11 protein-coding genes are annotated in these 11231 nt (G+C 73.8%); 5 read left to right on the forward strand and 6 right to left on the reverse strand.

What is annotated here, in order from left to right:
- Nucleotides 1–167: 167 nt before the first annotated feature.
- Nucleotides 168–1766, forward strand: a complete 1599-nt coding sequence (gene dacB / locus QJS33_RS04790) for a D-alanyl-D-alanine carboxypeptidase/D-alanyl-D-alanine-endopeptidase (RefSeq protein WP_306366614.1) — start codon at nt 168–170, stop codon at nt 1764–1766.
- Between the two features lie 216 nt (nt 1767–1982).
- Nucleotides 1983–3983, forward strand: a complete 2001-nt coding sequence (locus QJS33_RS04795; RefSeq protein WP_306366633.1) for an AarF/ABC1/UbiB kinase family protein — start codon at nt 1983–1985, stop codon at nt 3981–3983.
- 109 nt (nt 3984–4092) lie between these two features.
- On the opposite strand, the gene QJS33_RS04800 is transcribed toward QJS33_RS04795, so the two are convergent.
- Nucleotides 4093–4644, reverse strand: coding sequence for a TIGR03086 family metal-binding protein (locus tag QJS33_RS04800; RefSeq protein WP_306366615.1), 552 nt, complete (start codon nt 4642–4644; stop codon nt 4093–4095).
- Between the two features lie 113 nt (nt 4645–4757).
- Between QJS33_RS04800 and QJS33_RS04805 the strand changes: the two genes are divergently transcribed.
- Nucleotides 4758–5579, forward strand: a complete 822-nt coding sequence (locus tag QJS33_RS04805; protein WP_306366616.1) for a helix-turn-helix transcriptional regulator — start codon at nt 4758–4760, stop codon at nt 5577–5579.
- Here the strand turns inward: QJS33_RS04805 and QJS33_RS04810 are convergent.
- Together QJS33_RS04810 and QJS33_RS04815 are read right to left on the reverse strand one after the other, a co-directional pair.
- On the reverse strand, nt 5527–6114 hold the full coding sequence (locus QJS33_RS04810; RefSeq protein WP_306366617.1) for a TetR/AcrR family transcriptional regulator: 588 nt from the start codon (nt 6112–6114) through the stop codon (nt 5527–5529). The two genes, QJS33_RS04805 and QJS33_RS04810, sit on opposite strands and share 53 nt — an antisense overlap.
- Nucleotides 6111–6434, reverse strand: a complete 324-nt coding sequence (locus QJS33_RS04815; protein ID WP_306366618.1) for a multidrug efflux SMR transporter — start codon at nt 6432–6434, stop codon at nt 6111–6113. The genes QJS33_RS04810 and QJS33_RS04815 overlap by 4 nt, the downstream gene beginning before the upstream one ends.
- A 264-nt stretch (nt 6435–6698) precedes the next feature.
- On the opposite strand from QJS33_RS04815, the gene QJS33_RS04820 reads away from it, so the two are divergent.
- Complete coding sequence (locus QJS33_RS04820; RefSeq protein ID WP_306366619.1) at nt 6699–8012, forward strand: Ig-like domain-containing protein; 1314 nt, start codon at nt 6699–6701, stop codon at nt 8010–8012.
- 278 nt (nt 8013–8290) lie between these two features.
- On the opposite strand, the gene QJS33_RS04825 is transcribed toward QJS33_RS04820, so the two are convergent.
- A complete protein-coding gene (locus QJS33_RS04825) occupies nt 8291–8938 on the reverse strand; it encodes a TetR/AcrR family transcriptional regulator (protein ID WP_306366620.1) in 648 nt (215 codons plus the stop codon).
- A 121-nt stretch (nt 8939–9059) separates the two neighbouring features.
- On the opposite strand from QJS33_RS04825, the gene QJS33_RS04830 reads away from it, so the two are divergent.
- Nucleotides 9060–9437 carry a hypothetical protein gene (locus QJS33_RS04830; RefSeq protein ID WP_306366621.1) on the forward strand — a complete coding sequence of 126 codons (378 nt, stop codon included), beginning with the start codon at nt 9060–9062 and terminating at the stop codon, nt 9435–9437.
- A 44-nt stretch (nt 9438–9481) separates the two neighbouring features.
- Here QJS33_RS04830 and QJS33_RS04835 read toward each other — a convergent pair whose 3' ends face one another.
- On the reverse strand, nt 9482–10306 hold the full coding sequence (locus QJS33_RS04835; RefSeq protein ID WP_306366622.1) for a hypothetical protein: 825 nt from the start codon (nt 10304–10306) through the stop codon (nt 9482–9484).
- A gap of 91 nt (nt 10307–10397) precedes the next feature.
- Nucleotides 10398–11231, reverse strand: an 834-nt coding sequence (locus QJS33_RS04840; protein WP_306366623.1) for a hypothetical protein, incomplete at its 5' end; no start/stop codon positions are given.

Consider the following 11231-nt stretch of genomic DNA (forward strand, 5'->3'; position numbering starts at 1 on the left):
TCCTTTTTGTCCGTATGTGGCCTTCTTTGGGGTGTAATAAACGGCGGCGTCTGCTCTGGTCTGCGACGGGATCGAAAAGGGGATTCGTGCTCCCGGCGTGTGCGCGTGGCGACCCGTGGTGAGATTCCGTTAGGTTCGTGGTCTTCCGTCCGAGCCTTTGGAGATCCATGAGAGCCCCGACCCCCCTGGCGGACCCCCGCCCCCGGTGGGCCGCAGCGGCGGTGGCCGCCCTGCTGCCGCTCAGCCTCTTCGCCGCCCCCGCCCACGCCGAGCCGGTCGCGGAGGACACCGCTGCCGATCTGCGCGCCGACCTGGATGAGATCCTGGACGACCCCTCCGTCGCCGACGCGGGCGTGGTCGTCCTCGACCCGGTGACGGGCGAGGAGCTGTACTCCCGCGACGCGGGCACCCCCTACGTTCCCGCCTCCAACATGAAGCTGTTCACGTCCGCCGCCGCGCTGGAGGTCCTGGGCACGGACCGCACCTTCGCCACCGAGGCCGTCATCCCCGCCCGGTACGGCCGCCCGCGCGTGGTCGAGGACGTGTACCTGGTCGGCGGCGGCGACCCCACCCTGACGGCCGCCGACATCGACGCGCTGGCCGCCGACGTGGCCGCCTCCGGGGTCAGGGTCGTCAAGGGCGACGTGGTCGCCGACGACACCTGGTTCGACGACGAGCGCCTGGTGGACGACTGGTGGCCGGAGGACGAGCCCTACGCCTACTCGGCGCAGATCTCCGCGCTCACCGTCGCCCACGGGGACCGGTTCGACACCGGCGTCACCGAGGTCACCGTCACCGCCGCCGCCCAGGGCGGGGCGCCCACCGTGGACCTGGGCGCCGCCGAGGGCTACATGGAGCTGGACAACCGGGCCGTGACCGGTGAGCCCGGCAGCGGCAACACCCTGGCCGTGGACCGGCCGGTGGGCACCAACACCATCGTGGTGACCGGGTCGATCCCGCAGGGCGCCGCCCCGGTCGCCGTGCTGCGCACGGTGGACGAGCCCGCCGCGCTGGCCGGGCACCTGTTCGAGCAGGCGCTGGAGGAGCACGGCGTCACGGTGCGCGGCGGGACCGAGCAGGGCGAGGTCCCCGCGGACCTGAACACGCGCGTGGTCGCCGACCACACCTCGGCGGAGCTGTCCGAGATCCTGGTGCCGTTCATGAAGTTCAGCAACAACGGACACGCCGAGATGCTGATCAAGGCCATCGGCCGGGAGACCGCGGGCGAGGGCACCTGGGAGGCCGGCCGGGCCGGTGTCGCCGAGGCCGTGGCCGGGCTGGGCGTGGACACCGAGGGCGTCGTGTTCCACGACGGTTCCGGGCTCTCCCGTACCGACCGGGTGACCGCGTCCGCGGTCACGGGGCTGCTGTCCGCCGCGCGCGGGGCCGACTGGTTCCCGGTGTGGGAGGCGTCGCTGCCGGTCGCCGGGGTCACCGACCCCTTCGTCGGGGGCACGCTGCGCAACCGCATGGCGGGCACCGCGGCCCAGGGCGTGGTGAGCGCCAAGACCGGCACGATGAGCGGGGTCAGCGGCCTGTCCGGGTACGTGCCCGGCACCGACGGCGGTGACGGCCTGGTCTTCTCCGTCGTCAACAACGGGCACACCGGCCCGGCGCCCATCGCGGTGCAGGACGCGGTCGCGGTCCGGCTGGCCGAGCACCTGGGCCACGGGGCGGCGCTGCGGACGCAGGGCGCCCGGGTCCCCGAGGGCGCGCCGGGCGCGGAGACCGGTGAGCTGGAGTGCTCCTGGGAGCTGACCTGCTGATCCGCACCTGAGAGCGCGGCGGGCCGGGGTTCGTGGGGAGCCCCGGCCCGCCGCGTGCCCGGGGTTTTCCACAGGCCGGGGGCACCGGTGCCGTCCGCGCCCCGGACCTGGCAAGCTGCAATCGGAACAAGGGCGAAGGTGCCGTGGCGGGCCTTCGCGCCGCCGCCTCCCGACCGGCTGCCGCCGGAAAGCGAGTCCCCGACCGTGAACCTCGCGATGGTCTACGTGGGGGAAGGGATCCTCCAACTCTTCTCCCTGATGTTCTTCGTCCTCATGATGATCGGCGTGGGCCTGTTGGCCAGCCGGATGATGGGGGTCCCCTTCAGCGTGCCCCGGCTGCTGCTGGCCGGGCTGGTCGGGCTGGTCCTGGGATCGGCCGTGGGCGCCCTGCTGTACTACGGCTCCCCGGAGCGGTTGATGGAGCAGGCGTCCCCCATCTCCCCGACCCCGGGGTACGTCATCGTGGTGCTGGCGATGTCCGCGGTCGTCGCGATGCTCGCCTTCGTCGGCCTGGAGCTGGCCGTCCCCCGCGGTACCCGGCCACGCCCGCTACAGGCGGTCCGGGCGGTGGTCGACTGGTTCGGGCGGGTGCGCCGCTACCGGCAGATCACGTGGATCCTGGCCCGGCACGGGCTGTGGGGCTACGTCACCGGGCGCCGCGAGGACGGCGAGGACACCTCCACCCAGCGGCGGCTGGCCCGGTCGCTGGCCCGCTCCATGGAGGAGGCCGGGGTGGTGTTCGTCAAGCTCGGGCAGGTGCTGGCCACCCGGCGCGACCTGCTGCCACCGGTGTTCGTCGAGGAGCTGGGACGCCTGCACAGCGAGGTCGCCCCCATACCGGCGGAGCGGATCCGGGAGGTGGTCGAGCACGGGCTGGGCCGCCCCGTGGACGAGGTGTTCGCCGAGTTCTCCGCCGAGCCGCTGGCCGCGGCGTCCATCGCCCAGGCGCACACCGCCCGGCTCGTCGACGGCGAGGAGGTGGTGGTCAAGGTGCAGCGGCCGGGGATCGCCCCGGTGGTCCAGCGGGACCTCGACATCATCCGGCGGCTGGCCGCCCGCTTCGACGAGTACACCGACTGGGGGCCGGCCATCGGGGTGGTGGACCTGGCGGAGGGGTTCGCCGAGGCGCTGCTGGAGGAGCTGGACTTCGAGGTCGAGGCGACCAACATCGCCGCCGTCGCCGAGGCCGCGCCGGACTCGCGGGTCCGCATCCCCAAGGTGTACGACACCTACACGGGCAAGCGGATCCTGGTGATGGAGCGGCTGCACGGCGTCTCCGTGGGCGCCGTCGACCCCGCCGACGTCGACGGGGAGGGGATCGCCCGCGCCCTGCTGGACTGCCTGCTGGAGCAGGTGATGATCAGCGGCATCTTCCACGCCGACCCGCACCCGGGCAACATCCTGCTGCTCGACGACGGCGGGGTGGGCCTGCTCGACTACGGGTCGGTGGGGCGGCTGGACGGCCAGACCCGGGAGGCGCTGCGGCTCATGCTGGTGGCGCTGGACCGGCGCGATGCCGTGCTGCTCACCGACACCCTGTTGGATGTGGTCACCGACCCGGACGGGGTGGACGGGGAGCGGCTGCGCCGGGCGCTGGGCCAGTTCATGGCCCGCCACCTACAGGGCGGGATGACGGCGAGCATGCGGATGTTCACCGAACTGCTGCTCCTCGTCACCCGGTTCGGGCTCACCCTCCCGGCGGAACTGGCCGCGGTGTTCCGCGCCCTGGCCACCCTGGAGGGCACGCTGGTACACCTGTCGCCGGGGTTCGACACCGTCGCCGAGGCCAAGCGGTTCGCCGGGGAGCGCATGTCGGAGCAGCTGCGCGGGGAGGCGCTGCGCGACCTGGCGGTGGACGAGATCGTCGCGCTGCTGCCCACGCTGCGACGGCTCCCGCGCAGGCTGGACCGGATCACCGACCAGCTGCACAGGGGCCGGTTCACGATCCAGGTGCGCCCGTTCGCCCATCCCGAGGACCGCAGGCTGCTCAGCGGGCTCGCCCGCCAGGCGGTTCTCACCGTGCTGGCCGTGGCCACCGGCATGATGTCGGTGGGGCTGTTCAACGTCACCGACGGGCCCCACGTGGAGTGGGCGGAGATGACCGTCCGCGCCCAGCTCCTCAACGGCGCCGCCTGGCTGCTCCTGGCCGCCGCCGCCCTCCTCGTACTGCGCCTCCTCGTCGGCGTCGCCCGCGACGCCGCCCACCAGCGGCCATGACCCCGCCCCGCCGGAGACCGGCGGGGCGACCGTGACCACGGCGGGGCACCGCCGCGGACCGCGGGGTGCGGTCGGGCCGTGGGCGACCCCGACCGGCGCCGGGCGGGGGCTACCAGGCGCGGCGGCCGAGATGGGCGAGGAGGCGGGTCTGTTCGTCGGCGTCGGCGGGCGGGGTGAGTTCGGTGCCGCAGACGCCCTCGGAGCGCAGGGAGTCACCGAAGAACTCGGTGGCCGCGCGGGCCCAGCGCACGTCGTCGGGGTCGATGCGCTCGTCCAGGCCGGTGGCGCGGGCCAGGTCCCAGCGGTGCACGATCAGGTCGAAGCCGAGGAACCGGTCCACCGCCTCGGCGAACGTGGTGCGGCCGAAGTGCCCGTCGAACCCGGTCCGTGCGCGCTCGGGGTCGGTCAGGTCGGCCAGCACCACGGCGCGGGCGGCGTCCCAGGCGGCGGCCGGGTCGTCGGCCGCCTCGGGGATGTCGCCCAGCTCGCGGCCGACCAGGCCCAGGAACATGCCCTGGGTGTCCACGACGTGCCCGACCACGTCCCGGGCCGACCAGCCCTCGCACGGGGAGGGCGACCCCCAGCGCTCCTCGGGGACCCGCGCCACCACATCGGCGAAGGCGTCGGACAGGCGGGCGTAGCGTGCGGCGATCTCGTTCACGGCGTGCTCCTTCTCGCGGTCGCCTCCGATCCTGTCGCACCGGCTCCGCCCCGTCTTGAAGGAACGCGACACCGCGGTCCGGGACCGTCGGAGCCCCGGGGCACACTGGTGGCATGGACGTGCGACCCGCGGCAGAGGACGCGCGCGGGATCCTCGACCCGGACCGCGGGCTCACCCGGTTCCGGCTGGACCGCGCCGACCCCGCGCCCGGCCTCGCCCGCTTCGTGGACCGCCACTGGACCGCGTCGTGGGAGCTGCGGAAGCCGTACACCCAGCGGGTGCTGGCCCACCCGGTGGTCAACCTCGTGTTCACCGCGGGCACCGCGACCGTGCACGGGCCCACCACGCGGGTCGGCCGGCGGTGCCTCGACGGCCGCGGCTGGGCGCTGGGCGTGATGTTCCGGCCCGCGGGTTTCCGCCCCTTCACCGACCGGCCCCTGAGCGACCTGGTCGACCTCTCCCTCCCGGCGGGGGAGGTCCTGCCCGGCGCCGCGGAGCTGGAGCGGGAGGTACGCCGCCTCGACCCCGCCGACCCGGCCGCGGCGGTTCCGCTGACGGCTCTGGTGGAGGCGTTCCTGGCCGCTGCGGCGCCCGCGGGCGGGCACCCCGCCGAGGACACCCGCGACATCGCCGAGCGGGTGGCCGCCGACCCGTCGGTCACCACGGTCGCGGAGCTGGCACGGCGCGAGGGGCTGGGCGTGCGGCGGTTGCAGCGCCGGTTCTCCGACCACGTGGGCCTGGCCCCCAAGACGGTGATCCGCCGGTACCGCTTCTACGAGGCGGCCGAGCGGGCCCGGCTGGGGGAGCGGCCGGACTGGGGGCGGCTGGCCGTGGACCTGGGGTTCAGCGACCAGTCCCACCTGACCCGGGAGTTCACCGCGGTCATCGGGGTCTCGCCGGGCCGCTACGCCGAGGCGACACGAGCCGCACGATGATCCGGTGCACCTCCTCGACCCCGGGCGGCGGGTCCTCCAGGCAGCCGCGCAGGAACAGCCCGTCGACGGCGGCGGCCGCGGCCGCCCGATCGACCGGGTCGTCCAGGTAGGGGGTGAGGAACACGTCCACGGCGCGGTTCCAGCGCTCGGTCTCCGGGCGCAGCACGGGGCGGCGCGCCGCCATCAGGAACAGCTCGCACTCGGCCCGCAGGTGCTCGCGGTCCGGCGCGGCGACGAGCTCGGCCAGCCCGCGCGGTGCCGTCCGCGGATCCCGTGCCAGCGCCTCCAGCGCGGAGACGTAGGAGTCGTTGACACGGGTGAGGGCGGCCAGCAGCAGGTCGTCGACCGAGGCGTAGTGGTACATGACGGCGCTGGGCGGCACACCCGCCTCCGCCGCCACCCGCCGCTGGGTGACCGCGGCCACGCCCTCGTGCCCGATGACCCGCAGGACGGCGTCGACGAGCAGCCGCCTGCGCCGCTCGCCCTTGAGCCTGCGCCCGTCGGTGGTCGGGGTCCCGCCCGTGGTCCCGTTCAATGGCGGCCGCCCATCTCCAGGGCCATCACGCCGCCGATGATGAGCGCGATGCCGCCGATCTGGACCCAGGTGAGCGACTCGGAGAAGAGCACGACCCCGATGACCGCCACCAGGGCGATCCCGGCCGCGGCCCAGACCCCGTAGGCGACGCCCAGGTCCATGCCCCGGCTGAGCGCACGGCTCAGCATGAAGAAGGCCCCGACGTAGCCGACGGCGACCACGATCGAGGGCAGCGGGCGGGTGAGACCCTCGGAGAGCTTGAGCGACGTGGTGGCGATCACTTCCAGGATGATCGCCCCGGCCAGCCACAGCCACGGCATCCGACCTCCCGAAAACCTGAGCGAATGCTCAGGATTCTAGACAGCGGGCCCCCGCGTGTACAGGGTGGTTTACGGGTGGCCCTAATCTCGTAACGGACGACTTTGGCCGGGTACCCCCAGGGTGTATCGTCATCGGTTCCGGTCCTTCCCCCTACCGGATAACCGTCCCGTACCGATGTGTGGGATTTCAGAACCTTTTCCGCACATGCGCGTCTTAGGTGACGTAGACACATGGCGTTCGAGGTGAAACATGGAGGTCCAGACGTGACGGGCAGGACCCACCCGTCGGCGGTCAGCCGATTCGGCATCGGTCTGGCGGCGCTCGCACTCGCGGCGACCGCCTGCACTTCCGGTGGCGCCGAGACGCAGAGCAACAGCACCGACCCGGCCGTCGACGCCGAACCCGCGACCCTCGCCATCGCCCCCGAGGACGGCGCCGAGACGGTCGCGCCCAACACCCCCATCACGGTGACCGCGGAGAACGGCACGATCTCCGACGTCAGGGTCGACCAGGTGGTGCCGGACGAGGCCGCCGCCGAGGGCGAGGGGGAGGAGGGAGACCCCTCCCTGTACGAGATGACCGGCACCCTCAACGGTGACGGCGACGAGTGGACGAGCGACTGGAACCTGCGTCCGGGCGCCACGGTCACGGTCACGGCCACGGCCGAGAACGAGGCCGGCGAGAGCACCGAGCTGGTCCGGGAGTTCACCACCGAGGCGGCCGTGCCCGGCCAGCGCCTGGAGCTGGACCCCTACGGCACCTATCCGGAGAACGGCCAGACCGTCGGCGTGGGCATGCCGATCGTCCTGGCCTTCGACCTGCCGGTCACCAACAAGGCCCAGGTCGAGAACTCCATCAGCATCACCTCCGAGCAGGGTGTCGCCGGATCGTGGCGCTGGCTCGACGACAAGCGGGTCGCCTTCCGCCCGGAGGACTACTGGGAGCCGTACCAGCAGGTCTCCGTCGAGGCGCACCTGGCCGGGGTCGAGGCCTCCGAGGGCGTCTACGGCGTGCGCAACACCAAGATCGACTTCGAGGTCGGCCGCGAGATGCGCATGACCATGAACGTCCCCGACCACGAGATGGTCGTGACGGTCGACGGTGAGCACGAGCGCACCATCCCGGTGAGCAACGGCAAGGCCAACCGCCGCTTCGACACCACCAGCAGCGGCACCCACGTGCTCATGGAGCGCTACACGCACCTGACCATGGACTCCAGCACCGTGGGCATCCCCGAGGGCAGCCCGGGCTCCTACAAGGTCGACGTCCAGTACGCGGTGCGGACCTCCACCAGCGGCGAGTTCGTCCACGAGGCGTCCTACAACGGCAACATCGGCGTCGCGAACACCTCCAACGGGTGCACCAACCTGCGGATGGACGACGCCCTGTGGTTCTACGAGAACACCCTGATGGGCGACGTCCTGGACACCACCGGGACCGACCGCGTCAAGGAGTGGAACAACGGCTGGGGCTTCTGGCAGCTGAGCTGGGACGAGTGGCTGGCCGAGAGCGTCACCGGCGAGCAGTACGTCACCGACGGCTCCGTCCCGCCGGGCTCCGTCCACGGCGAGCAGTAGGCTCCACCGCTCCGAACGCCCGGGGGCGCCGGGGACCGCACGGTCCCCGGCGCCCCCGGGCGTTCGTACGGGTGGTGTCCCACCGAGTGGTGTGATTTCGTTCGACCCTGAAATCCCAAGGGCAACAACGTGCTGGTCAGTGATCTGCTCCTGTTCGAACAGTCGGCGTTTTCGCACCACTCGACGGGACATGGCCTCGTACGGCAACGGCCCGTTCCGGACATCCGGAACGGGCCGTTCTTCAGGCCGCCCCGGGGTCACTCCCACCCCGGGTCGGCTCACTCGCCCCGGGCCAGCCGGGCCACGAGGGCGTCGATGACCGTCTCCGTCACCAGGGCCATGTCCACCGCCTCGGGGTCCAGCAGCCACTGCACCTGGAGGCCGTCCATGACGGCTATGACGGCGGCCGCCGCGGCCCCGGCCGGCGAGTGCCCTCCGGGTCCGGGCGCCCCGGCGGAACCCCGCTGCCCGGGGCCCAACCGGTCCAGGATCGCGTCCTCGATCTCCCGGCGCAGCACCGTGTAGCGGTTCCGGAACCAGTCCTGGGCGGGATGGTCCTCGGTGGCGCTCTCGGCCGACAGCACCGCGTACAGCTGGGTGGTGCCGGGACGCTCGGAGTTGCGCTCGGCGGTGGTCACCAGGTGGTCCAGCATCGGGCTGCCCTCGGGCGCGGGGTCGGTGTCGTCGCGCAGCTCCAGCACCGCCGTGAGCAGACCCGTCTTGGAACCGAAATGGTGCAGGACCCCGGCCGGAGTGATGTCGAGCATCGTCGCGATGTCGGCCAGCGAGGTGTTGTGGAACCCCTGGGTGGCGAACACGTCGGCGGCGGCGCGCAGGATCTGCTCGCGCCGGTTGACCCGCCGCCGTGGCGGTGACGCCCCGTTCGCGGGTCTGCGCGTGTCGGGCGCGGGGGGTGTCTCGCTCATGGCCGTTCTCCACTTCTCGTACCCGTGCCGGGCGGCCGCGGCCGCGGCCGGGGGCGGGGGCGGGGTCGTGCCGTCAACGTTAGCGACAACTTCTCGGCCCCTCCCGCTCGATGAATGTCAAGTGTCCGGCGTCCCCCTGGGCGCGACGGAGATCACCGGGCCGGGGCGGGCGGCCCCGGACCTTCGCCGCCGGGTGACCCGACTCCCGCCGGAGGGCGGGGCTCTCCCGCTCACCGGCCCCCGGCCGGGTCCCGCACGGGGTCCCGGAGGCCGGGCCGCCGGGGTCCGCGGCACCGAGGCCACCCGGGACGAGCACTCCGCCGGCACCCCCGGCCCCACCGCGGTCGCCGACGCCCGGGACACCGAACCCGTGGAGCGGGTGGGCCGGTTCTTCGTCGCCGGGGCCCGCCGCGAGGAGATCGACGTCGTCCCCGCCCCCGTCCTCGACCTCCGGCGCTTCCGGCGCGGAGGTATGACGGCCGGGGCGCTCAAGGGCTGATCCCGACGGGCGGCGCGTCCGCCGCGCACCGCCCCGGGGCTCCGTCAACCCTGCGCCGTGCGGGGGACGGCGAGCGAGGCCGCCATCAGGGCCGCCACCGGTTGCAGAAGCAGGACCAGCGGGATCTCGGCGGCCGTGGCCACCAGGAGCCCCAGGACCGCGTCGTCCGCGAGGACCGGTGCGAGCGAGGTCGGCAGGGCGTTCAGCGGAGTCACCGACAGGGAGAGCAGCAGTACCAGGAGGGAGCGGATCCGCCGCCCCTTCGCCATCCTCCAGGAGTCGCGGATCCCCACGCCCAGGGGGAGCCCGTGCAGCACCGCGGTCGGCAGCGAAAGGTACACGGCCGCCAGGACGGGCAGGCAGAGCAGGACCAGGACCGCGGAGACCGCGATCCCCGGCAGGGAGAGACCGGACAGCAGGGCGGGCGCGGCGGCCCCGAGGAGCAGTACGGCCGGTACGGCACCGCACAGCAGCACCCACATGAGCAGGGCCGGGAAACGGCGGAGCACGCCGAGCAGCGCTCGGCCGAACCCGACCGGGCGGCCCACCCGGTGCCCGAACCCGAGCAGGGCGGCCAGCGCCAGGAACACCGGGAACCCGACCGACTGGCACAGCGCCGCCGCCAGGGTGATGCCGTCCAGCGGACCCACCGTCTCGGGATCCACGGGGTACAGCTCCTCGCCGATGATCGTGACGCTCAGCAGGAGCCACCAGGGCAGGAAGAACAGCGCCGCGGCCACCACCAGGGACCCGCCGCCGTGTCGGAGGCCTTCGCGGACCAGGGCGAGTGTGCGCGGTGGTGCGGGGGAGCGGACCTCCGGGGACACCGGGGCCGGGGGAGACGACGGGGGCGGAGACGACAGGGACACGGGGAACTCCGGGGGATGAAGAGGACGAACGTAATGATGATGATGACATCGTTCGTCGCCCCCCGGCTGCCCCGGGCGTTGCGGTGCGGGGTCAGGCGCGCGGTGCGCAGTCCGGGGGCGAGCAGGCGGGGTCGGCCGGTTCGGGTGCCGGGGCGGTCCGGCGGGCGACCGCTTCGGCGGGGGCCACCGGCCCGGGGTCCGCGTCCTCGGGGCCGCGCTCCGGTGCGGTACCCGGGCCGGACTCCGGGCAGCCCGTCTCCGCGCAGGTGAGCAGGACCAGCCGCATCGATTCGGGGCCGGTGGCGGTCACGTCCAGTGTCTCCGGGGCGTCGTCCTCACAGGAGTCCGCCACCGGGCACACCCGCAGGTACAGGGTGGGAGCGCCCTCGGCCGGGCCGCTCCGCCAGAAGGCGTCCACCTGGTGGCCGCCGATCCGGGCGTCCGCCCGGGCGTCCTCGTCGGGGACGGCCAGGTCCACCGCGAAGCGGCGCTCGGCACCGTCGGACGCCTCGATGTGCACGGTCTCCGGGCCGCCCGGGGCCTGCGCGCCCGGCCCCGCGGCGCCCCAGGCGGCACCGGACACCACGACCGTTCCCAGCAGCAGCGCCACCGGGACGGGGGCGGCGATCGACGGCCGGGCCCCGGGGGGCTCGGGGACGGGGATCGCGGAGCCCAGACCGCCGAGCAGCGCGCGCAGACCGCGCGGGGTCAGGGTGGCGGGCAGCACCCGGCGCACGGGGCGGTCGGTCACCACGGCGACCGGGACCGCCAGCAGCAGGGCGGGCAGCAGCGGGAGCAGTGCGGCGGCCGCCGCGACCATATGCCACGGCGCCGGGTCCAAAAGCAGGAGGGCCGCGACCGGAGCGGTGAGGAGCACCGCCCACAGCAGGACGGCCGGTGCGGCGCGCACCGCACGGCGGCGGAT

This window comes from Nocardiopsis sp. CC223A (assembly GCF_030766825.1).
GTDB lineage: Bacteria > Actinomycetota > Actinomycetes > Streptosporangiales > Streptosporangiaceae > Nocardiopsis.